At 51.6% G+C, this 22,281-nt stretch carries 20 protein-coding genes and 3 tRNA genes; 19 read left to right on the top strand and 4 right to left on the bottom strand.

The window, feature by feature from the left end:
- Nucleotides 1-42 precede the first annotated feature (42 nt).
- Together I9W95_RS10595 and I9W95_RS10590 are read left to right on the top strand one after the other, a co-directional pair.
- Nucleotides 43-1,293 (top strand): lipoprotein-releasing ABC transporter permease subunit, encoded by a 1,251-nt coding sequence (locus I9W95_RS10595; RefSeq protein ID WP_225674641.1) that lies wholly within the window; start codon nucleotides 43-45, stop codon nucleotides 1,291-1,293.
- The gene (locus tag I9W95_RS10590; protein WP_225674640.1) at nucleotides 1,286-1,975 is read left to right on the top strand and encodes an ABC transporter ATP-binding protein; all 690 of its coding nucleotides are present in this window, start codon (nucleotides 1,286-1,288) and stop codon (nucleotides 1,973-1,975) included. The genes I9W95_RS10595 and I9W95_RS10590 overlap by 8 nt, the downstream gene beginning before the upstream one ends.
- Here the strand turns inward: I9W95_RS10590 and I9W95_RS10585 are convergent.
- Nucleotides 1,972-2,520 (bottom strand): DUF2062 domain-containing protein, encoded by a 549-nt coding sequence (locus I9W95_RS10585; RefSeq protein WP_225674638.1) that lies wholly within the window; start codon nucleotides 2,518-2,520, stop codon nucleotides 1,972-1,974. The two genes, I9W95_RS10590 and I9W95_RS10585, sit on opposite strands and share 4 nt — an antisense overlap.
- Before the next feature lie 57 nt (nucleotides 2,521-2,577).
- Between I9W95_RS10585 and I9W95_RS10580 the strand changes: the two genes are divergently transcribed.
- The 8 genes from I9W95_RS10580 to murB all read left to right on the top strand — a co-directional run bounded on the left by I9W95_RS10580 (nucleotide 2,578) and on the right by murB (nucleotide 10,313).
- Nucleotides 2,578-4,758, top strand: coding sequence for a DNA internalization-related competence protein ComEC/Rec2 (locus I9W95_RS10580; RefSeq protein ID WP_225674636.1), 2,181 nt, complete (start codon nucleotides 2,578-2,580; stop codon nucleotides 4,756-4,758).
- 84 nt (nucleotides 4,759-4,842) lie between these two features.
- A complete protein-coding gene (locus tag I9W95_RS10575) occupies nucleotides 4,843-5,478 on the top strand; it encodes a MotA/TolQ/ExbB proton channel family protein (RefSeq protein ID WP_225674634.1) in 636 nt (211 codons plus the stop codon).
- Nucleotides 5,475-5,900 carry an ExbD/TolR family protein gene (locus tag I9W95_RS10570; RefSeq protein ID WP_225674632.1) on the top strand — a complete coding sequence of 142 codons (426 nt, stop codon included), beginning with the start codon at nucleotides 5,475-5,477 and terminating at the stop codon, nucleotides 5,898-5,900. The genes I9W95_RS10575 and I9W95_RS10570 overlap by 4 nt, the downstream gene beginning before the upstream one ends.
- Nucleotides 5,900-7,639: a lipid A export permease/ATP-binding protein MsbA gene (gene msbA / locus I9W95_RS10565; RefSeq protein WP_225674630.1), complete on the top strand. Its 1,740-nt coding sequence runs from the start codon at nucleotides 5,900-5,902 to the stop codon at nucleotides 7,637-7,639. Before I9W95_RS10570 ends, msbA begins: the two co-directional genes overlap by 1 nt.
- Before the next feature lie 4 nt (nucleotides 7,640-7,643).
- On the top strand, nucleotides 7,644-8,606 hold the full coding sequence (lpxK, locus tag I9W95_RS10560) for a tetraacyldisaccharide 4'-kinase (RefSeq protein WP_225674628.1): 963 nt from the start codon (nucleotides 7,644-7,646) through the stop codon (nucleotides 8,604-8,606).
- A gap of 14 nt (nucleotides 8,607-8,620) precedes the next feature.
- Nucleotides 8,621-8,830: a Trm112 family protein gene (locus I9W95_RS10555; RefSeq protein ID WP_225674627.1), complete on the top strand. Its 210-nt coding sequence runs from the start codon at nucleotides 8,621-8,623 to the stop codon at nucleotides 8,828-8,830.
- Nucleotides 8,831-8,835: 5 nt separating this feature from the next.
- Nucleotides 8,836-9,309 carry a low molecular weight protein-tyrosine-phosphatase gene (locus I9W95_RS10550; protein WP_225674625.1) on the top strand — a complete coding sequence of 158 codons (474 nt, stop codon included), beginning with the start codon at nucleotides 8,836-8,838 and terminating at the stop codon, nucleotides 9,307-9,309.
- Nucleotides 9,309-10,313 carry a UDP-N-acetylmuramate dehydrogenase gene (gene murB / locus I9W95_RS10545; protein WP_225674655.1) on the top strand — a complete coding sequence of 335 codons (1,005 nt, stop codon included), beginning with the start codon at nucleotides 9,309-9,311 and terminating at the stop codon, nucleotides 10,311-10,313. The genes I9W95_RS10550 and murB overlap by 1 nt, the downstream gene beginning before the upstream one ends.
- A 3-nt stretch (nucleotides 10,314-10,316) precedes the next feature.
- On the opposite strand, the gene I9W95_RS10540 is transcribed toward murB, so the two are convergent.
- Both I9W95_RS10540 and I9W95_RS10535 read right to left on the bottom strand, forming a co-directional pair.
- A complete protein-coding gene (locus tag I9W95_RS10540; RefSeq protein WP_225674623.1) occupies nucleotides 10,317-11,051 on the bottom strand; it encodes a UDP-2,3-diacylglucosamine diphosphatase in 735 nt (244 codons plus the stop codon).
- Entirely contained in the window at nucleotides 11,051-11,545 is a 495-nt protein-coding gene (locus I9W95_RS10535; RefSeq protein WP_225674620.1) for a peptidylprolyl isomerase, read from the bottom strand. The genes I9W95_RS10540 and I9W95_RS10535 overlap by 1 nt, the downstream gene beginning before the upstream one ends.
- Before the next feature lie 137 nt (nucleotides 11,546-11,682).
- On the opposite strand from I9W95_RS10535, the gene I9W95_RS10530 reads away from it, so the two are divergent.
- A complete protein-coding gene (locus I9W95_RS10530; RefSeq protein WP_225674618.1) occupies nucleotides 11,683-13,353 on the top strand; it encodes a glutamine--tRNA ligase/YqeY domain fusion protein in 1,671 nt (556 codons plus the stop codon).
- A 3-nt stretch (nucleotides 13,354-13,356) separates the two neighbouring features.
- Nucleotides 13,357-14,727 carry a cysteine--tRNA ligase gene (gene cysS, locus I9W95_RS10525; protein WP_225674614.1) on the top strand — a complete coding sequence of 457 codons (1,371 nt, stop codon included), beginning with the start codon at nucleotides 13,357-13,359 and terminating at the stop codon, nucleotides 14,725-14,727.
- 61 nt (nucleotides 14,728-14,788) lie between these two features.
- Here the strand turns inward: cysS and folD are convergent, their stop codons facing one another.
- Nucleotides 14,789-15,643, bottom strand: a complete 855-nt coding sequence (folD, locus tag I9W95_RS10520; RefSeq protein WP_225674612.1) for a bifunctional methylenetetrahydrofolate dehydrogenase/methenyltetrahydrofolate cyclohydrolase FolD — start codon at nucleotides 15,641-15,643, stop codon at nucleotides 14,789-14,791.
- A gap of 214 nt (nucleotides 15,644-15,857) precedes the next feature.
- Between folD and I9W95_RS10515 the strand changes: the two genes are divergently transcribed.
- The 7 genes from I9W95_RS10515 (at nucleotide 15,858) to lon (ending at nucleotide 22,250) form a co-directional block, all read left to right on the top strand.
- A tRNA-Pro gene (locus I9W95_RS10515) sits at nucleotides 15,858-15,934 on the top strand.
- 25 nt (nucleotides 15,935-15,959) lie between these two features.
- Nucleotides 15,960-16,036: transfer RNA gene (locus tag I9W95_RS10510), tRNA-Arg, on the top strand.
- 28 nt (nucleotides 16,037-16,064) lie between these two features.
- A tRNA-His gene (locus tag I9W95_RS10505) sits at nucleotides 16,065-16,140 on the top strand.
- A gap of 166 nt (nucleotides 16,141-16,306) precedes the next feature.
- Nucleotides 16,307-17,620, top strand: a complete 1,314-nt coding sequence (gene tig / locus I9W95_RS10500; RefSeq protein WP_225674610.1) for a trigger factor — start codon at nucleotides 16,307-16,309, stop codon at nucleotides 17,618-17,620.
- Nucleotides 17,621-17,727: 107 nt separating this feature from the next.
- Nucleotides 17,728-18,357 (top strand): ATP-dependent Clp endopeptidase proteolytic subunit ClpP, encoded by a 630-nt coding sequence (gene clpP, locus I9W95_RS10495; protein WP_225674608.1) that lies wholly within the window; start codon nucleotides 17,728-17,730, stop codon nucleotides 18,355-18,357.
- Between the two features lie 87 nt (nucleotides 18,358-18,444).
- On the top strand, nucleotides 18,445-19,731 hold the full coding sequence (gene clpX, locus I9W95_RS10490; RefSeq protein WP_225674606.1) for an ATP-dependent Clp protease ATP-binding subunit ClpX: 1,287 nt from the start codon (nucleotides 18,445-18,447) through the stop codon (nucleotides 19,729-19,731).
- A gap of 128 nt (nucleotides 19,732-19,859) precedes the next feature.
- A complete protein-coding gene (gene lon / locus I9W95_RS10485) occupies nucleotides 19,860-22,250 on the top strand; it encodes an endopeptidase La (RefSeq protein WP_225674604.1) in 2,391 nt (796 codons plus the stop codon).
- The last annotated feature ends 31 nt before the right edge of the window (nucleotides 22,251-22,281 follow it).

The following is a 22,281-nucleotide window of genomic DNA, read 5'->3' as shown; positions in this document are numbered from 1 at the left end:
TGCGGGCACTATAGCGCCGGAATCGACACATCAGCGGACGTTATGGTTAGCAAATCTCCCTCATTACCCCTGTGGATTGGTCTTCGTTATCTGGCGGCCAAGCGGCGTAACAATTTTATATCCTTTATCTCAGCCTCATCCATGATCGGCATGACCCTTGGTGTTGCCGTGCTGATTCTGGTTTTGTCTGTCATGAATGGTTTCGATCGCGAGTTACGTGAGCGAATCCTTGGGATGGTGCCTCATGGTGTTATTTATGAGCGCGGAGGTATTAATGACTGGGAGGCGTTGGCAGAAAAAATTTCTGCTATGCCAGGCGTGGCCGCAGTAGCCCCTCTGACTCGCCTGCAGGGAATGATGGGTTATGGCGGTCGGGTTCAGGGCGTTATGGTTACCGGTATTGACCCTCAAGCTGAAAGTACTGTTTCAATTCTTCCGCAGCACATGACGGATGGCTCTGTGGAATCCCTGCAGTCGGGTGAGTTCGGCGTCTTGCTTGGTGATTTGCTTGCCCGTCATCTGAATGTAGTGGTCGGCGACAAGATTACGCTGATGCTGCCTGAGGCCACGTTGTCTCCAGCAGGAGTTTTACCACGGGTTAAACGCCTGACTGTAACCGGCATTTTCTCTGTAGGTGCTGAACTCGATGCCAATCTGGCCGTTGTTAACCTCGATGATGCGCGTAAGCTTGGACGGCTTGATGCGCAGGCGCAGGCTGTGCGGGTACGCTTTGATGACCTGTTTCAGGCTCCAAAAGGCATCTGGGATATTGTGAATCGGCTGGATGGCTATTACACCGGCAGTGACTGGACTCGCACCCATGGCAACCTGTTCCAGGCTATTCGGATGGAAAAGACCATGATTGGTTTGTTGCTGCTGATTATTGTCGCGGTTGCCGCATTTAATATCATTTCAACATTGGTGATGGTGGTTACGGATAAACAGGCGGATATCGCTATTTTGCGCACCATGGGGGCAACGCCGGGTACGGTTATGCGAATCTTTATGGTACAGGGGATAGCAATCGGGCTTGTTGGCGTCGTGCTTGGGACTGTGCTTGGTGTTGTGGCTGCGCTGACAATATCTGATCTCGTTGCCTGGGTTGAAAACCTGTTTGGATTCAAAATCTTAAGTGCAGATGTTTATTTTATTTCCTATCTGCCGTCGCAGTTGTTATGGGAGGATGTTGTGATTGTTACCGGTGCTTCTATGGTGCTGAGTTTTCTGGCCACTGTTTACCCATCGTGGCGCGCATCCCGCGTGCAGCCAGCGGAGGCACTGCGTTATGAGTGATGTCGTACTTAAAGCCACTGGTATCAGTAAGGCATACGCCTCCGGGCCACAGCAGGTGATTGTCTGGCAGGATATCGATCTCCAGGTCGCTGCCGGAGAGACGCTGGCCATTGTCGGTGCTTCTGGTTCCGGCAAGACAACGTTGCTGAATGCGTTGGGTGGTCTTGATGTTGTTGATGGTGGTGAAGTCGAAGTCGCTGGCTGCAGATTGCAGCAATTAACAGAAGGAGAGCGTACTCGTCTGCGCAATCAGCAGGTGGGCTTTGTGTACCAGTTCCATCATTTGCTTCCAGAATTTACGGCGCTGGAAAACGTGATGATGCCGCAGTTGCTGGCTGGAGCCTCACGCAAGGAAGCTTCTGACAAGGCCCGTCGTTGTCTTGAGCAGCTGGGGCTTGGGCATCGGATTGATCATAAACCGGCAGAATTATCTGGTGGGGAGCGTCAGCGCACGGCCATTGCCCGTGCTCTTGTGAATGAACCAGCTCTGGTTCTGATGGATGAGCCTACCGGTAATCTTGATGAAAACACCGCTCGCCAGGTCGAGGAGGCTATGCTGGCGCTGACGGTAAGCCGGAAAACGGCCTTTGTTCTGGTGACCCATGATCAGACGCTGGCGGCGCGAATGGATCGCTGTCTGCACCTGCGCGATCGTTCGCTGCATGAAATGAAGATAGATTAAACGCCAGTCTCTTCCTGTTCGGCCGCCCGCTTGAGGCGGCTGACTCTTCTTTTTTCCCAGTTTTTCAAGACGTGGCGCCGCCACACGATATTCATGCCTATGTAGGAAATAACGCCGCACATAAGGCCTGCAACCACTGAGCCCAACAGAAGAGGCTCCCATATCGCGCCAAGCTCGGTCAGTACCCAGTCGACAGACAGTTCTATGTTGAAATCACGGGATGGTTTGTCGAGCATCCATGCTCCCAGCCGATAGGTGGAATAGAAGATGGGTGGCATAGTGAACGGGTTTGTAATCCAGACAAGGCCAACGGAGATTGGCACATTGGAGTTCAGGTAAAAGGCGAGAACGGCAGCGATGCCCATCTGGAAAGGCAGCGGTAGCATGGCGCAGAACAGGCCGACAAAAAAGGCCCGGGCCACTGATCGCCTGTTGATGTGCCATAGGTTTGGCTTAGAAAACAGGGGGGCAAGCAATCTCAGGGAGGGGTTGCTTTTTACCTGCTCCGGCGACGGAAAAAACTTCTGTAGTATCTTTTTAGGCATGCACATCGCCAGCTGTTTACCGCGGGGCGATTATGCCGATTATGCCAGGGAGTGGCAATGAGCTTTATCAGTATCGCGGTTTTCGCCGGCACTGTGCTGGCGTCATTTGTTAAGCCAATGATGGCTGTGCCTGTTTATGCCGCATTGTATGGTCTCGCGCGAAGGGGTGGATTGCTGTTGCGAGCTGCTGTAGTCGGCTCAATGCTGGTGTTTATGTCTGCCTCGTTGTGGCTTCAGGAGCGCTCTGAAAGCCGTATGTCTCTTACTCGCAGCGTCTGTCCCGCAGTATTCAATGGGCAAATAGAAGCTGTCCAGGATACGGCATCTGGCCAGCGCCTTGATATTCGTGTTATCGAGTTAAAGCGGGCTTGTCCAGAGGCTTCCCGCATTAAGAAAGTAAGAGTCAGCTCCGGTAGCAGTGCGGATCGTTTCTCCGCAGGTCAGGTCGGAGTCTTCAGTGTTCGTCTCCGTTCGCCCCGAGGCTTTCGTAACCGACTACCGTTTGATTATGAAGGCTACCTTATGGCAGCAGGTATAGATGCGTTGGGTAGTCTGCGTAAGGTCGAGGATCTGACGGCTGCGCCTGAAATGAACGTGCGGTCTGTTAATCCATGGGTAAGCGGGTTGGTGTTCGGGCGAGCATCAGGATTTACCGATTCTCAGTGGGCGCTGGCGCGTGAAACAGGCACTTTGCATCTGCTCGTGGTTAGTGGTCTTCACTTGAGTCTGGTTGCCATCGTCGGCTTTGTTGTCGGGATCGTAGTTCACCGTTTGCTGCTGATTATCCTCCCCGTGACAGAGCAGGGCTGGGTAGTCCTGCCTGTGATGATGCTGAGCGTCCTGGTTTATGGGATGCAGGCGGGGCTGGGGCTGTCTTTGCAGCGTGGGCTGGTCATGATTGCATTGGCAATGTTGCTACTGTTCAGGGTGCAACGGATTAGTGCGGGCTTTACCGTGGCGGTCGCCTGGTCGGTTTTGTTGCTGGTTAATCCGTTGATCTGGCTGAATGCGGGCTTCTGGTATTCCTTCGTCGCCGTGGCTGCGCTGGTGCTTTACTTTTCCGGTAGAAAAAACACTCGCACAGAAGGTTTGTGGCTACCTCAATGGGTGGTGTTCTGGGCAGTACTGCCTGTGAGTCTTTTCTGGCTTCAGACGGTGTCGTTTTCCAATGTTCTGGCCAATGTAGTTGCAGTGCCCCTGGTCTCTCTGTTGATCCTTCCGTTGGCTTTATTTCAGTCGGTATTACAGATGGGTGTGTCAGATCAGGTGCTGACATCGCTGGGGGGTATGTACTGGTCCTGGCTGGTTCTGGTCGACGGGTTTCGATTTGGCGATGTGGCTATGGTTGCTGTTGGAGGTCTGGCTGCTCTGGTTGCAGTTCTGGCCTGTTTGCAAGCCGGATATCCCGGGGTTGTGCGTATGACGGTGCTTGTGTTGTGCATGTCAGGGCTGGCACTGTTCCGGCCCGCCAGCGAAGATCAGGCGTCCATGCTGGATGTCGGTCAGGGATTGGCGGTTATGTTTGTCGCTGATGGTAAGTCGCTGGTGTACGACACTGGTGCACGCTATCGCTCGGGTTTCAGTCTCGGGCGGTCCGTGTTGGGTCCCGCCTTATTGAAAAGTGGGTTGTCCAGCGTTGATGTGATGGTTGTGAGTCATGAAGACAATGATCATTCCGGTGGGATGCCGGGGCTAAGGGAAGTGGTTTCTGTTGGCGAAACGTACGCCGGGCAGGCGATTGATGGTGAGTCGATGCGGCTGTGTGAGCAAGCTCACCAGCAATGGCGAAGTATCAGTGCGAATCTTGTCTGGCGAATTCTGCGGGTGTCTATGCAGAATTCTGCCGGGGTCGACGACAATAACGCATCATGTGTTGTTCAGGTTGATTGGTATGGTCGCCGTTTCCTGCTGACAGGCGATATTGGTGTCGAGGTGGAGCAGGCGCTGGTCGCACGCTACGGCGAGGAACTTGCCTCTCAGGTGCTGGTCGTAGCCCATCATGGTAGTCGTAGCAGTACGTCTCTGTCATTCCTTCGTGCTGTTGGGCCTGCCGAGGCCTGGGTCAGTGCCGGTTTTGCAAATCGCTTTGGTCACCCGCATCCGGAGGTCGTTAACCTGCTACTGAACGAAGGAATTGTGCTCAGGAATACAGCAGAAGTGGGGCGCATGGTTATGGATAGGGCTGGTGTCGTAACGACAGACGAAGGTGGGCTGAAACCACGTTGGGTCAATCAATGATTCCTGGTTTGTGGCGGGGGTCTTATATCGCCGCTTCAGCTTATGCTAGAGTACGGCGAAAATTGAATTCAGGAGAGTGAGACAATGCTGGAAATCATCCAGAGTGGTGGTTGGATGATGGTGCCCATCATCATATGTTCAATTTTGGCACTGGGCATTACTGTAGAACGTTTCTGGACATTGCGCTCAGTGCAGATTGCCCCGCGTGATTTACTTGCCCGTGTTTGGGGTTGGATGAAAAATCATCAGCTGGATTCTGCCCGCATCAAAGAGCTGCGCGCTTCCAGCCCTCTCGGGCGGGTGCTTGCTGCTGGCCTTATGAATTCGCGTCATGGTCGTCAGATCATGAAAGAAAGTATCGAAGAGGTCGCGTCTCATGAAATTCATGAAATGGAACGCTATCTGAATGCGTTGGGAACCGTTGCCGCCGTTGCCCCTCTGATGGGCTTGCTGGGAACAGTCTTTGGCATGATTCAGGTGTTTTCCGAGATCATGGCGCAGGGTACCGGACAGGCAAATGTTCTGGCGGGCGGGATTTCTGAAGCTCTGATTACGACAGCCGCAGGACTTATAGTTGGTATTCCGGCGCTTATCGCGCATCGGTCGTTACAGCGCCGTGTTGATGAGCTGGTCGTTTTTATGGAACAGGAAGCCATCAAACTGGTTGATGTGCTGCAAGGCGATCGTGAAGTAGCTGATTCCTCAGAGGACGCTAAGTGAACTTTAAACGACAAAGTCGCGAAGAGGTTTCGGTCAATCTGACGCCGCTGATCGATATCGTTTTTTTGCTGCTGATTTTCTTTATGGTTTCGACCACCTTTACCAAAGAAAATCACCTGAGCATTGATCTGCCAGAAGCCAGCGCTGAAGCCAGTGAAACGCCACCAACGGCTATCGAAATTGTTATTTCTGCGCGTGGCGAGTACAGCGTTAACGACAGAACTCTGGTGAATAACCAACTTGAAACGCTTATGCGTGGTGTACAGAAGGAACTGGCCGGTCGGGATAAGGCGCCAGTGGTGATTACTGCTGATGCTAAAACTCCGCATGAAGCAGTGGTTCGCGCTATGGATGCCGCAGGTCAACTGGGGTTGGTGAACCTGAGTATTACTACACGCAATCCTGGAAAAAACAGCGACTGATGGCCGAGAAAACTTCTATCAGACGATTGTATGGTCGTCTGCTTACCTACGTGTGGCCGCATAAGGCGGCTTTTTCAGTCGCTATTCTTGGCTACCTTATTTTTGCTTCTGCAGCTCCGGTGATGGCGCACCTGATGGGGGTGGTCGAGGAAACGCTTACCGAGCCGACGCATGAGAAAATTGTTTCTCTGGTGCTTATGCTCGTTGCTGCTTTTTTCTATCGTGGTATCGGTACTTTTCTCGGTAAATTTTTCATCGCGGTAGTCGGGCGTAACGTTGTTCATAGTCTGCGCACGGAGCTGTTCAATAAAATGACCCGGCTGCCGAGTCGTTATTACGACTCAGAATCCAGCGGTCGTCTTATTTCACGCGTTATTTTTGATGTTGATCAGGTGACAGGAGCATCCACAAAGGCACTGACCATTACCGTTCAGGAAGGGATGACCGTTATCCTGCTGATGGGTTACCTGGTCTACCTTGATTACACGCTGACGCTGATCTTCCTTACCCTTATGCCGTTTATCGGTATCGTTGTTGGCTTGGCCAGTCGTTTTTTTCGTCGATACAGTCGTCGTATTCAGAAAGCCATGGGCCATGTTACCCAGGTAACCAACGAGAGCATTAACGGCTACCGTGAAGTGCGCACATTTGGTGGCACAGAGTATGAGCAGGCGCGCTTTATGAAAGCCAGCGATTACAACCGTAAGCAATCGCTGAAGTTCGGGCTTACCGATGCGATTAACGTTCCTCTTAATCAGCAGATTGTCGCTGTCGGACTTGCGGTCATGGTTTACCTGATGTTCGGACGAGTGGCCGCGGGCACCATGACGAGCGCGGAATTCCTGCAATTTATGACTGCCGCCTCGCTTATCGCAAAACCGATAAGGGCTTTGACAGATATCAATGGTGTTATTCAGAAAGGAATGGTGGCTGCAGAGTCGATTTTTTCTGTGCTGGATGCTGAATCAGAGCCAGATTCAGGGAGCCACAAGTTAACGCGTGCAGAGGGTCGGGTAGAGTTCGACGGTGTACGTTTCAGTTATGACGGTGCTGATAAAGAAGCCCTGAAAGGTATTACGCTGGACGTCAAACCGGGTACGTCGGTAGCGTTTGTGGGTAAGTCCGGTTCAGGCAAAACGACGCTGGTGAATCTTATTCCCCGCTTTTATGAACTTAGCGGTGGTAGTATCCGCGTCGATGGCCATGACATCAGGGATCTTACGCTTGATAGTCTTCGCGAGCAGATCGCCATCGTGAGCCAGCAGGTAACACTGTTTAATGGTTCTATTCGTGACAATATCGCCTACGGTGCATTGGCGAATCGCACTGATGAACAAATCATCGCGGCCGCTAAGGCAGCCCATGCGGACGAGTTTATCAGGCGTTTACCTCAGGGCTACGATACGCCTGTAGGTGAAGATGGCCTGTTGTTATCAGGTGGCCAGCGCCAGCGCATCGCGATTGCGCGTGCAATCCTCAAAAATGCCCCGATTCTGATTCTCGATGAGGCAACTTCAGCGCTTGATACCGAGTCTGAACGTCATATTCAGGCGGCGTTAGAGGAAGTTATGAAGGGCAGAACGACATTTGTTATTGCACATCGACTATCGACAATCGAAGGCGCTGACCGAATTGTTGTTATTGATCAGGGAGAAGTGCGTGAAGATGGTGATCATTTATCCCTGATTGCTCAGCAGGGCGCATACGCACAGCTGCATCATATTCAATTCAGCGAGTAACTCCGTGTTAGCGAGACTGATTGAGCGCAACTGGTACCGAAGCTGGGTATATAACATTTGGCTGTTGCCGCTGTGGCCTCTGGTTGCATTGCTCGTGTATCACAAACGTCGTCGCTTTTTGCGGCAGTTGCCAGAGGCAGCTAAGGTTCCTGTGGTTGTGGTGGGTAACATCACTGTTGGCGGTACCGGCAAGACCCCCTTGATTACCTGGCTGGTCGATGAGGCCCGCGCATTGGGTCTTAAGCCGGGTATTGTCAGTCGCGGCTATGGTTCGCGGGCTGACCACTATCCGTTGATTCTCACGGATACGACTTCTGCGGCAGAAGGTGGAGATGAGCCTGTCATGCTCTATCAGCGTCTGGGGTGTCCGGTAGTAGTCGACCCGCAGCGCAGCAGGGCGGTTGATGAACTCTCCGGGCGTGTGGATATCATCTTCAGCGATGATGGTTTGCAGCACTATGGCATGGCTCGCGCTGCCGAGTTGGTTGTTGTCGATGCGAAGCGAAAGTTTGGTAATGGCTGGTTGCTACCTGTAGGGCCGCTACGGGAACCAGTAAGTCGCCTGGCAACCGTGGATAAAGTGCTGCTGAATGGCGAAGATTTCACTGTAGAACCAGCGGCCATCAAAAACGCACTCACGGCTGAGGTTGTGCCGTCTGAACGCCTGGCTGGAATGACGGTCCATGCGGTGTCTGGTATTGGTAACCCCCAGCGCTTCTATGACACTCTGAAGGCGTTAGGCGCAACGGTCGTGGAGCATGCATTTCCTGATCATCATGACTTCAGTGAGGCTGATTTCGATTTTGCCCGTGATGCAGAGCAGATTGTCGTGATGACGGAGAAAGACTGGATCAAATGCCGGGCGTTTGCCCGAAGTGATTGGTGGGTTGTCACCGTTAAAGCAGTATTGAATAAAGATGTGCAGGATGAGCTTCAGCGACTGCTGAAGACCCTGACGCAACGTTGAAGAGGTAGAATGTCGTGGATAAACAACTGGTCGCTATGCTGGTATGCCCGCTGTGTAAAGGTAAGCTCAAACTCGATAATGAACAGCAGGAGCTGCTCTGCACTTTTGATGGTCTGGCTTTTCCTGTGCGTGACGGAGTGCCGGTTATGCTTGAGGGCGAGGCGCGCCGTATGAGCGAGGAAGAAAAGCTTGATAAGGCGTCTAAGCCTGCTCAGGCGGAATAAGCCTGGTGGTCAGGGTCCTGTTTGTTTGTCTTGGGAATATTTGTCGTTCTCCGACGGCGCATGGTGTTTTCCAGGCAATGGTTGATGCCCGAGGACTCAGTGACCGCATAGAAGTCGACTCGGCGGGTACGGCTGCCTGGCATGTTGGTAAATCGCCGGATTCTCGCTCAGTTAACGCTGCTGCTGAGCGTGGCTATGATCTCAGTCGTTTGCGTGCGAGGCAGGTCGCTGCCGAGGACTTCGAGTACTATGACTATGTGCTGGCGATGGATAGTGAAAATCTCAGTAATCTGAAAAACCTGCGCAATACCGGTGTAGAGCCTCAGCTTTTTCTGCAGGCGTTTGCCCGAGCTTACACAGAATCTGAAGTACCTGACCCTTATTATGGTGGTGCCTCCGGCTTCGAGCACGTGCTCGATCTTATCGAAGATGCGTCTGCAGCACTTCTCGATGAAATTGTTGCTAAGACGAGAGCGTGATGGATATACGCCGCAATATCAGTCTCAAATCTTTCAATACGCTTCGCCTGTCTGCCTCTGCCGATGCTTTTGCCGAGTTCCACTCGGTAGGCGAGTTGCTTGCTTTATACGGCTGGGCTGCTTCCCATAAGTTACCGATAAAAGTAATCGGTGGGGGAAGTAATGTGTTGCTGACCTCTGATGTGAACGCGCTGGTGTTGCGTTCCGCCATGAGGACAGTGTCTGTGCTGAGAGAGACTGCTGAACATCGGATAGTGAGTGTGGATGCCGGTGTGAACTGGCATGAGTGGGTTTGCAAGAGTATCGATTTTGGTTCAGGACTGGAGAATCTTGCCTTTATTCCTGGCACTGTGGGTGCTGCTCCGGTACAGAATATTGGTGCCTATGGCGTCGAAGTTAGCGATTGTCTGGAGGCGGTAGTTGGTTTCTGTCTCAGCACAGCTCAGTTGCGAATGTTCAGTGCAGATGAATGTCGCTTCGCTTATCGCGACTCTGTTTTCAAACAAGAGTTACGCGGCGATTTTATTATCCTGCGGGTGCTGTTTCGGCTGCGTAAGCAATTCAGTCCGGTTTTGTCATACGGTCCGGTTGCCCAATGGGCAGAAGGGCGAGAGGTTACGCCTCAGGCATTGATTGATGAGATTGTTTCGATTCGAAGCAGTAAGTTGCCAGACCCGGATACCGTACCCAATGCTGGCTCGTTTTTTAAAAACCCTGTGGTATGCGAAGAAGTTGCTGCTGATCTAAGGCTTCGTTATCCGGATATACCTGAATATCCGCAATCAGATGGGTCCGTTAAGCTGGCCGCTGGCTGGCTGATTGAAAGATCCGGATGGAAGGGGCGTTGGTCTGGCAATGCCGGTATGCACAAAGATCAGGCTCTGGTTCTGGTAACCAACGGCAAGGCTGAATATGACGACCTTCAGCGCCTGGTTGGGCAGGTCCAGAAAGATGTTAAATGTGAGTTCGGGATACAGCTGGAGCCTGAGCCCCAGCCGTTCTGAGTACTACTGGCGAAGAGAGAATTGCTGCAGGGCAAACCCATCTTCGGAGTTCCAGACAATTTCCCAGCCTTCTGAATCTGACCAGTCTCCCAGTACTAAGCGCTGGCGCTGCTGATTGTCGAATAACCAATCATGAACAGCAGGGCGATGGGTATGACCGTGAATCAGAATCGACACGTCGGCTTCCTGCATGCACCGGTCAACGTCTGCCTGGGTTACATCCATGATTTCAGCGCTTTTCATCTGGTGGGCTGATTGGCTTTCGCTGCGCGCCTGGCGTGCGAAAGCCATGCGTTCTTCCAGTGATTTGTTCAGGAAGTCAGCCTGCCAGGCTTTATCGCGAAGCATCTCGCGAACCTTCATGTATTCAATGTCCGCTGTGCACAGGCTGTCGCCGTGCATCAGTAGTACGCGTTCATCGCCGAAAGTTACAACAGAGGGGTCTTCGAGCAGGATGGTCCCGCTTTCCCGGGCAAATTGATCGCCAAGCAGGAAGTCACGATTGCCGTGCATCAGCCAGATTGTTATGCCGCGGTCGCTTACAGCTTTAAGCGCGTCTTTGATGGCGCTGACAAACGGGTGGGCAAAGTCATCACCCATCCAGACTTCAAAGAAATCCCCCAGTATGTAGAGTTCCTCTGTGTCATCCGGAAGGTCTGCGAGGTAGTGGATAAAGCCCTGAGCCTGCGCCTGACGCGCCGGCTCAAGATGTATATCCGATATCAGGCGGATGCTCATCAGTCGATCAGTTCGGCTTTTTCGATGATGACATCTTCAGCCGGAACGTCCTGGTGGCCCATGCGCATGGTGGTGCGAACTGACTTGATGCGATTAACCACATCCATGCCTTCTACAACCTCCCCGAATACCGCATAACCCCAGCCCTGAGTAGTTTTGCTGGTGTGATTCAGGAAGCTGTTATCAGAGACATTGATGAAGAACTGAGCGCTGGCAGAGTGTGGGTCCATGGTGCGGGCCATGGCTACGGTGCCGGTTTTGTTCTCAAGGCCGTTGTCGGCTTCGTTTTCGATACAGTCGTCGGTTTCTTTCTGAGTGAAGTCAGTGGTGAAGCCACCGCCCTGAATCATGAAGTTATCAATGACGCGGTGGAAGATGACGCCGTCATAGAAGCCGCTCTTCACGTAGTTCTCGAAGTTAGCTGCAGTTTTTGGCGCTTTCTCGTGGTTCAGTTCGATCTTGATGTCGCCAAAGTTGGTTTTCAGCAGAATCATGTTCAGCCTCTGTTAATTGAAATCGAGTATCCCACAGGGGGTCTGGATGCGTATAATAGCCGCTTTTTCACGGCCATGCAGCGCCGTCAGACAAGGTCATCCCGTGCTGGGGTGGCAATTAACCGAATCGGAACGTTATGACAGAAGCAACTCCAATCAGTCACAATTTCATTGCGAAGATCATTCAGGACGACCTGGCCTCAGGCAAGGTTGCCAAGGTGGTTACCCGTTTCCCGCCGGAGCCTAACGGTTACCTGCATGTGGGGCACGCTAAATCCATCTGTCTGAACTTTGGTGTGGCTGAGCAGTTTGGCGGTGAATGCAATCTGCGCTTCGACGATACCAACCCTGAAAAAGAGAATCAGGAATACATCGATGCCATTAAGGATGATGTAACCTGGCTGGGCTTCAACTGGGCAGGTGATATTCATTATGCGTCAGACTACTTTGATCAGCTGCATGAGTGGGCTCTTCACCTTGTTCGCGAGGGAAAAGCTTATGTGTGCGATCTGAGCCCTGAAGAGGCGCGTCAGTATCGTGGCACGCTGACCGAGGCGGGTAAGAACAGTCCTTACCGTGAACGCACGGTTGAAGAGAATCTGGATTTGTTTGCACGTATGCGGGCCGGTGAGTTCGATGAGGGCGCTTGTGTGCTGCGCGCTAAGATTGATATGGCGTCGCCTAATATGAATCTGCGTGATCCGATCATCTATCGCATTCGTAAGGCGCATCATCACCAGACTGGTGACAAGTGGTGCATTTACCCGACCTATGATTTTACTCATGGTCAGTCCGATGCGATCGAAGGCATTACCCACTCTGTGTGTACGCTGGAATTTGAGGATCATAAGCCGCTGTACGATTGGTTTATCGAGAATCTGCCGGTTCCGGCGCGCCCGCGTCAGTATGAGTTTGGTCGCCTGAACCTGGATTACACCGTAACCTCTAAGCGTAAGCTCAAAGCACTGGTTGATGATGGCGTGGTAGCTGGCTGGGATGATCCGCGCATGCCAACCATTTCTGGCATGCGTCGCCGTGGCTTTACGCCTCGGTCGGTGCGCAATTTCTGCGACATGATCGGTGTAACCCGTAGTGACGGCATGGTTGATGTTGCAATGCTGGAGCACGCGCTGCGTGACGATCTGAACAAAAACGCACCACGCGCCATGGCGGTAATCAATCCGCTTAAGGTTGTTATCGAGAATCTGCCGGAAAATCATTGTGAAATGCTGTCGGCTCCGTATCACCCGGAGCTGGATCTGGGCTCGCGTGAGATGCCGTTTACGCGCGAAATTCTTATTGATCAGGCAGACTTCAAAGAAGAATACAGTAAGAAATTCAAGAAGAAGTTTACTCCGGGCAACCGTATTCGTTTGCGTTGTTCCTATGTGCTGGAAGCGACCGGTTATGAAAAAGACGACGACGGCAATGTGGCGCTGGTTCGCGCCAATCTGATCGAAGATACGCTCGGTAAAGATCCTGCTGATGAAGTGAAGCCGAAAGGGGTTGTGCACTGGGTTTCTGCCTCGCATAGCAAAATGGCCGAACTGCGTATTTACGAGCGCTTATTTACCAGTGCGACGCCAGACAAGACCGAAGGCGACTTTATGGAGCATGTGAACCGTGACTCGCTGTCCGTGGTGCAGGCTTATATTGAACCGGCGCTGGCGGCGGTTGCTGCGGAAAGTAACTTCCAGTTTGAACGTGAAGGCTATTACGTTGCTGATCGTTTTGACCACACCCCGGATGCCCCGGTATTTAACCTGACTATCGGCTTGCGTGAAGACAAGTCTCTGACTCAAGGCTGAATCATGGCTTTAAAAATCTTTAATACACTGACTCGTCAGAAAGAAGAATTCATCCCCCTTGTGCCAGGCAAGGTCGGAATGTACGTGTGCGGTATGACGGTGTACGACTTCTGTCATCTTGGTCACGCGCGGGTGATGGTCGCTTTTGATGTGATTGCCCGTTATTTGCGCCATCGTGGTTTTGATGTGAATTACATCCGCAATATCACTGATATCGACGATAAAATCATCAAGCGTGCCAACGAAAATGGCGAAGCTTTTGATACGCTGACCGAACGATTTATCGCCGAAATGCATAAAGACTCTGAGCTCCTTGGCATTGAGCCGCCCGATGCAGAGCCTAAGGCAACCGCCCATATCGCCGACATTATTAATCTGGTAAACACCCTGATTGATAAGGGCTTTGCCTATGCAGCGGCAAATGGTGACGTTTATTATCGGGTGCGTAAATTTGAAGGTTATGGTCAGCTGTCAGGTAAAGTGCTGGACGAACTGGAGGCTGGTGCTCGTGTGGAAGTAGACGAGGTGAAAGAAGATCCGCTTGATTTTGTCTTGTGGAAGTCAGCCAAGCCCGAAGAACCGCACTGGGATTCGCCATGGGGTATTGGTCGTCCGGGTTGGCATATTGAATGTTCCGCAATGTCCACCTGCTGCCTGGGGGATACCTTCGATATTCATGGTGGCGGCCCGGACCTTAAATTCCCGCATCATGAAAATGAAATTGCCCAGTCGGAAGCTGCAACCGGGAAAAAATACGTTAACACCTGGATGCATGCGGGTGCTGTTCGTGTTGATGGCGAAAAAATGTCCAAGTCTCTGGGCAACTTTTTTACCATTCGCGAAATTCTTGAAAAATACCCGGCTGAAGTTGTGCGCTTCCTGTTGCTGTCCAGTCAGTATCGCAGTGCGATTAATTACTCCGAAGACAGTCTGAAAGAAGCTCAGACCAAGCTTGAGCGTTTTTACAATGCGTTGCTGGATGTTCCGGTTGGTGTCGTGGGTGATATCGCTAACGACTACAGCGAGCGCTTTCATGCTGCAATGGATGATGACTTTAATACGCCGGTGGCCATCGCTGTATTGTTTGATCTCGTTCGTGATCTTAATAAAGCGAGCGGCGCTGATCAGGCGGCCCTGGCAGGGCAGTTGCGCTATCTGGGTGGTGTGCTTGGCTGTCTGCAGTCGGATCCACAGACGTTTCTGCAGTCCGGCGCGGGTGATGAGGCTGAATGGATTGAGGAAATGATCCAGAAGCGCCAGCAAGCCAAAAAGGAAAAAGATTTTGCTTTGGCTGACGCGGTGCGCGATGAACTGGTTGCAAAGGGTATCGTGCTTAAGGATGGTCCGGAAGGAACGACATGGTCGAAGTCCTGATGGGCTCAAGGCAATAAAAAGCGGGCATAGCCCGCTTTTTATTGCCTGCTCTGACGCTGCCTCAGTTGTGCAGGTGCTCGCAGGCGAACAGGGTGTTTTCCAGTAGTTTGGCTCGTGTCATTGGACCAACACCGCCGGGCACTGGGGTGATGTGCGAAGCGCGCTCTGCGGCGGCGGCAAAGTCGACATCACCAATCAGCTTGCCATCCGGCATGCGGTTGATACCGACATCGATAACAATAGCGCCATCTTTGATCCATTCGCCTTTAACGATGCCTGGTTTACCAACAGCGACGACAACAATGTCGGCCTGACGAACATGGCTGGCGGTGTCCTGGGTGAATCGGTGGCAGGTGGTTACTGTGCAGCCTTTCAGAAGCAGCTCCAGACCCATCGGGCGACCAACAATGTTGGAGGCGCCGACAATGACAGCGTGCTTGCCGCGGATATCGATGCCGGTGTTGTCGAGCAGGTCAACAATGCCGGCAGGTGTGCATGGACGCAGCAGGGGCATGCGCTGAGCCAGGCGGCCGATATTGAATGGGTGGAAGCCATCGACGTCTTTGGTTGGGTCGATGCGCTCGAGGATCTCATCGGCTTTCAGGCCTTGTGGCAGCGGCAGTTGCACCAGAATGCCATCAACGCTGTTATCACTGTTTAGTGTGTCAATCAGCTCAAGCAGTTCCTGCTGGCTGGTAGACGCCGGCAGATCGTATGCTTTGCTGATGATGCCTACTTGTTCGCAGTCCTTACGCTTATGGGATACGTAGACTTCTGAGGCAGGATCATTGCCAACAAGAACCACTGCAAGTCCGGGCGCGCGAAGCCCTTTGTTGGTACGTTCCTGGACTTTCTGTTTAATTGAATCGCGGATCGCTTCGGCTGTCGCCTTGCCGTCGATCAGTTGAGCACTCATATGCAACCGTAACCCATAAGCTGTTAGATAAGGCGCGCGATTTTCTCACGCTGTCAGAGTAAACACAAAGGGGATGTGGGATAGCTTGGTGAATTTCCCGTAAAGGCACCGAACTGATTGTTTTTATTAATTTTTTTAAAAAAGTAATTGACGACATGTCGGTGTAACTATAATATGCGCCGCACTTGCAGGGGAGACCCTTCAAGTGAACGTTCGGGGTATAGCGCAGTCTGGTAGCGCGCCTGCTTTGGGAGCAGGATGTCGGGAGTTCGAATCTCTCTACCCCGACCATTTAATCGCCTGATTAGATGGACATGCGCCCGTAGCTCAATTGGATAGAGCATCGGCCTTCTAAGCCGAGGGTTGCAGGTTCAATCCCTGCCGGGTGCGCCAAGTTTTGGCAGCTCAGCAGTTCTTTGTGGTGGCCGTAGCTCAGTTGGTAGAGTCCAGGATTGTGATTCCTGTTGTCGCGGGTTCGATCCCCGTCGGCCACCCCACTTCTTCTTTCTCTCTTTTCTTATTCACCTAACTCTTTGATTATCAAAGTCTTTTTAAAGGTTTAAAACCGGCTTTTGCTTGCGCTATAATCCGCACCTTTAAATTATTCGGGTGTCCGCATGAAGCGGGGCATCTTGTTCTGAAAAGTGAATTTGAGAGGCATCTATGCAAGTGTCCATTGAGACCACTTCTGGTCTTCAGCGTGTTATGACCATTGGTGTTCCGGCAGCAGAACTGGAACAGAAAGTGACAACCGAGCTGAAGCGTATCGCCAAGGGTCAGAAGGTAAATGGTTTCCGTAAGGGCAAGCCTCTGCCTGCAAATGTTGCGAAGCGTATGTTTGGTAAGCAGGCTCGTTACGAAGCAATCTACCAGCAAATGCAACAGTCTTTCTTTCAGGCTGTTCAGCAGGAAGAAGTGAAGCTGGCTGGTATGCCTAGCTTTGAGCCGACTGTTGATGAAGAAGGCAAGGATCTGGAGTTCAAGGCCACCTTTGAAGTTTACCCGGAGATCGCTCTTGCTGATTTCGCTGGTATCGAAGTTGAGCAGAAATCTGCATCCGTAACCGATGCTGACGTTGAAAAGATGATCGACACTCTGCGTAAGCAAAATGCTCAGTGGAATGAATCTGAAGAAGCAGCTGAAGACGGTGACCAGCTTTCCATCGACTTTGAAGGCTTCATCGACGGTGAAGCGTTTGAAGGTGGTGCAGCCAAGGGTTACTCGCTGACACTGGGTTCTAACTCTATGATCCCAGGCTTCGAATCTGGCCTGGTCGGCGCAAAAGCCGGCACTGAAGTGACTCTGGATGTGGCTTTCCCTGAGGACTACCACAAGGAAGAACTTAAAGGTAAACCAGCTCAGTTCAAAGTAACTGTAAACACTGTTAAGAAGCCGGTTCTGCCTGAGCTGAACGAAGAGTTTTTCAAGTCATTTGGCGTAGAAGCGTCTGATGCGGAGAACTTTACCGTTGAAGTTCGTAAGAATATGGAGCGTGAGCTGGATCGTGCTCTGCGCAATGTAACAAAGCAACAAGTGATTGCTGGTCTGCTGGCGACAAACGAAGTAGATGTTCCTGCGTCTCTGATCGAGCAGGAAATTGATCGTCTGCGTCAGCAGGCTGTTCAGCAGTTTGGTGGTGGTCAGCAACTTGATCCACGCCAGCTGCCAGCGGAACTGTTCAAGGATCAGGCTGAGAAGCGTGTACTGATTGGTCTGCTGATGAATGCAGTGATCGAATCAAACGAATTGACGCCTTCGGCTGAAAAAGTTGAGCAGCTGATTGAAGAAGTTGCATCTACATATCAGGATCCGGCTGAAGTTCGCGACTACTATGCTAACAACCCTCAGCAGAAGTCTCAGGTCGAGGCGCTTGCTCTGGAAGAGCAGGTTGTTGAGAAGGTTCTGGCATCTGCTAAGGTTTCTCAGGCTGAATCTTCGTATGAAGAGATCATTCGCGAAGCGAATAAGCCAGCCTGATTTTCAGCAGGAACTGACATAAGGCCGAATCACGGCTAAACTCAAGAACAGTCGCCTAGTGCGGCTGTTTTTGTTACCGAATAAACCTGTGACGGAGTACAGAGTCCATGTTTGACTCCATGAAAGAACAATCTGAGATCATCCAGGCCAGCGGTATGGTGCCAATGGTGGTTGAACAGTCGGCTCGCGGCGAGCGTGCTTACGACATCTATTCCCGCCTGCTCAAGGAGCGCGTTATCTTTCTGGTCGGTCCTGTTGAGGATCACATGGCCAATCTGGTTGTTGCTCAGCTGCTGTTCCTTGAATCTGAAAATCCGGACAAAGATATTCACCTGTACATTAACTCTCCAGGTGGTTCTGTTTCAGCCGGTCTGTCCATCTACGACACGATGCAGTTTATAAAACCTGATGTAAGCACCATGGTAATTGGCCAGGCGTGCTCCATGGGGGCTTTTCTGCTGGCGGCAGGTGCTCCGGGGAAACGTTTCAGTGTGCCAAACTCGCGTATCATGATTCACCAGCCAAGTGGCGGCGCGCAGGGGCAGGCGACAGACATTCAGATTCACGCAAAGAACATTCAGGACACTAAAGACCGCCTGAACACGATTCTGGCCCATCATACTGGTCAGAGTGTTGAGCAGGTCGCCGCTGATACTGAACGCGATAACTTTATGGATCCGGAAGCTGCGCTCAAGTACGGCCTGATTGATAAGGTTCTGGCAAATCGTGGCGCTTAAGCCACGTTTTTTCTGATTAACAGGGGTTGAAGAAAGCCCCGATTGGGTCCATGTTATGGGTCTGATAGTAATAAACGAGGCAGTCGAATGACCGACGATACCAAAGGCAAAGGCGAAGACGGCGGCAAGTTGCTGTACTGCTCTTTCTGCGGAAAGAGTCAGCACGAAGTGCGCAAGCTGATCGCTGGCCCATCGGTGTTCATTTGTGACGAGTGTGTCGATCTTTGTAATGACATTATTCGTGAAGAAGTACAGGAAGCCGAAAACAAGGGAAGTGGCGACAAGCTGCCAACCCCTAAAGAAATTCGCGCCACCCTGGATGAGTACGTAATTGGCCAGGATAAGGCAAAAATTGTCCTGTCAGTGGCGGTTTATAACCATTACAAGCGTCTGCGTAGCGGCGAAGGTAAGGGTGATGTAGAACTGTCTAAGAGTAACATTCTGGTCATTGGTCCGACGGGTAGTGGTAAGACATTGCTGGCCGAGACTCTGGCTCGCCTGTTGAATGTTCCTTTCACTATTGCAGATGCCACCACGCTGACCGAGGCCGGTTATGTGGGTGAAGATGTCGAAAACATCATTCAGAAGCTGCTGCAGAAGTGTGATTACGACGTCGATAAGGCTCAGCGCGGTATTGTCTATATCGATGAGATCGACAAGATTTCCCGTAAGTCAGACAATCCGTCTATCACTCGTGATGTGTCAGGTGAAGGCGTTCAGCAAGCATTGCTGAAGCTGATTGAAGGTACTGTTGCTTCTGTTCCTCCGCAGGGTGGTCGTAAGCATCCTCAGCAGGAGTTCCTGCAGGTTGATACCTCTAACATTCTGTTCATTTGTGGTGGTGCCTTCGCGGGATTGGATAACATCATTCGTGATCGCTCTGAAAAGAGCAGCATTGGCTTCTCAGCCACAGTGAAAGGTAAAGAAGAGCAGAAGGCTGTGGGTGAGGTTCTGCGTGATGTAGAGCCGGGTGATCTGGTTAAGTATGGCCTGATCCCTGAATTCATTGGTCGTTTGCCTGTTGTGGCGACTCTCGACGAGCTCGACAAAGATGCTCTGGTTCGCATTCTGACTGAACCGCGGAACTCACTGGTTCGCCAGTATCAGAAGCTGTTTGAGATGGAAGGTGTTGAGCTGGAGTTTCGTGAATCGGCTCTCGATGCCGTTGCAAGCCTTGCAATGGAACGTAAGACGGGTGCTCGTGGTTTGCGCTCCATCATGGAAGGTGCGTTACTGGAAACCATGTATCGCATTCCTTCGGAAGAACATGCCTCAAAGGTTGTTATCGATGAGAACGTGATTCGTGGTGAAGCTGAGCCTATTATCATTTACGAGAATGCCGAAGTTGGCAAAGTCTCGCCAGATGACGATTGACGTTCAGGCTGCAAAATAACAAAAGGAGGCAATTGCCTCCTTTTGTTTTATGGGCCCTTGTTTTTATTGAATGCGCCCATACTTACTGACATATTGGCTTTAAGAAGCGCGAATCAGGTAGCAGATTAATGACTCACGAAAATCTCCCTTTATTACCACTCCGGGATGTCGTTGTTTTTCCAGCGATGGTAATTCCACTGTTTGTCGGTCGGGAAAAATCGATTCATGCGCTGGAAGAGGCGATGGAAAATGACAAGCGAATTATGCTTGTTGCGCAAAAAGATGCCTCTGATGATGAGCCAACGGCTGAGGGTATGCATACCGTTGGCACTATCGCCAACGTGCTCCAGTTACTGAAGCTTCCGGATGGTACGGTTAAAGTACTGGTTGAAGGGGATGTGCGAGCTACCCTCGAAGAACTTCATGACGAAGAAGAGATGTTCCGCGGTGTGGTTGCTCCTATCGAAGGAGAGGAGATCACCGAGCGTGAAAATGAAGTGCTGGTAAGGTCTCTGACCAGTCATTTTGAACAGTACGTTCAGCTTTCCAAGAAGGTTCCGGGCGAAGTTCTGTCCACTATATCCGGAATAGAAGACGCCTCGCGCCTGGCTGACACTATTGCTGCCCATATTTCACTTAAGCTCGATGAAAAACAGGTCGTTCTTGAAATGGTAGATGCTCGCACACGAGTTGAGCACCTGATGGAACTGATGGAATCTGAAATCGACCTGTTGAAAGTTGAAAAACGCATTCGTGGTCGCGTAAAGAAACAAATGGAAAAAAGCCAGCGAGAGTACTATCTGAATGAGCAGATGAAAGCCATTCAGAAAGAGCTGGGAGACCTTGAAGATGGTGGCAATGAGTTTGATGAACTGACTGCTAAGATTGAGCAGTCAGGCATGTCTAAAGAGGCTAAGGAAAAAGCGGATGCCGAACTGAAGAAGCTGCGCATGATGTCACCGATGTCTGCGGAAGCATCCGTTGTTCGGGGGTATCTGGACTGGCTGGTCAATCTGCCATGGAAAAAACGCACTCGCGTTAACCATGACCTGACTAACGCTAAAGATATTCTTGATGCAGACCACTTCGGCCTTGATGAAGTTAAAGAACGTATTCTTGAATACCTGGCTGTTCAGAACCGGGTTAAGAAAGTAAAAGGTGCGGTTTTGTGTCTGGTGGGGCCACCTGGGGTTGGTAAAACCTCTCTGGGTAAGTCAATTGCTCGGGCAACAAATCGCAAGTTTGTGCGTATGGCACTCGGTGGCGTTCGCGATGAAGCAGAGATCCGGGGGCACCGTCGTACCTATATCGGATCTATGCCGGGCAAGCTGGTGCAGAAAATGTCCAAGGTTGCAGTGAGAAATCCGCTGTTCCTGCTGGATGAAATTGACAAGATGGGGATGGACCATCGCGGTGATCCAGCCTCTGCACTGCTTGAAGTGCTGGATCCGGAGCAGAACACCACATTTGCAGATCATTACCTTGAGGTTGATTACGATCTGTCAGACGTGATGTTTGTGTGTACCTCTAATAGCATGGATATCCCGGGGCCGCTGCTTGATCGAATGGAAGTGATCCGTATTCCGGGTTACACCGAAGATGAGAAGGTCAGTATCGCTCGCCGTTACCTGCTGCCGAAGCAGATCAAGATGAATGGCCTGAAAGAGAATGAAATCAGCGTTAGCGACGCGGGGTTGAAGGACATTATTCGCTTCTACACTCGTGAGGCTGGCGTGCGTGGTCTTGAGCGCCAGGTTGCTAAGCTGTGTCGACGTGTAGTCAAGGCCAACATGCTGGACAGCACTCTCACTACCCGCGAGATTGAGCCTGAATCGCTGGAGGAATACCTCGGCGTTCATAAGTTCCGCTATGGCCTCGCAGGCGCGGCTAATGAGATCGGGCAGGTTACCGGTTTAGCCTGGACCTCCGTAGGTGGAGAACTTCTGACGCTTGAGTCGGCAGCAACTCCGGGTAAGGGGCGTATTGTTAAGACGGGTTCTCTGGGTGATGTGATGCAGGAATCCATTCAGGCTGCGCTCACCGTGGTGCGCAGTCGCGCTGCCGGTATGGGTATCGCTGATGATTATTTTGAAAAACATGATCTGCATGTGCATGTGCCGGAGGGCGCGACACCTAAGGACGGCCCGAGCGCCGGTATCGGCATGGTTACGGCGCTGGTTTCTGTAATGACGTCCATTCCGGTGCGGGCAGATGTGGCCATGACAGGGGAAATCACTCTGCGCGGCAAGGTGCTTGCGATCGGCGGCCTTAAAGAGAAACTTCTCGCGGCCCATCGTGGCGGAATTAAGACCGTTATTATTCCAAAAGAGAATGAAAAGGACCTCAGGGAGGTTCCTGAAAACATTCTTCAGGATCTGAAAGTCGTTCCGGTGGATTGGATTGATGAAGTTCTTGACCTGGCTCTGGAAAGCAAACCAGAGGCCCATTTGGCCGAGATCATCACAAAAGAGGAAGCTGGATCAAAAAAAGATGAGCAGGGGCGCCCAAGCACCCACTAAGGTTGCTTGACGGTCATTAGACCGCTTGGTA

Source organism: Thalassolituus marinus, from assembly GCF_020320395.1.
Lineage (GTDB): Bacteria > Pseudomonadota > Gammaproteobacteria > Pseudomonadales > Oceanobacteraceae > Venatoribacter > Venatoribacter marinus.
The sequence above is the reverse complement of the archived record's forward strand: the minus strand, read 5'-3'. Positions and strand labels throughout refer to the sequence as shown.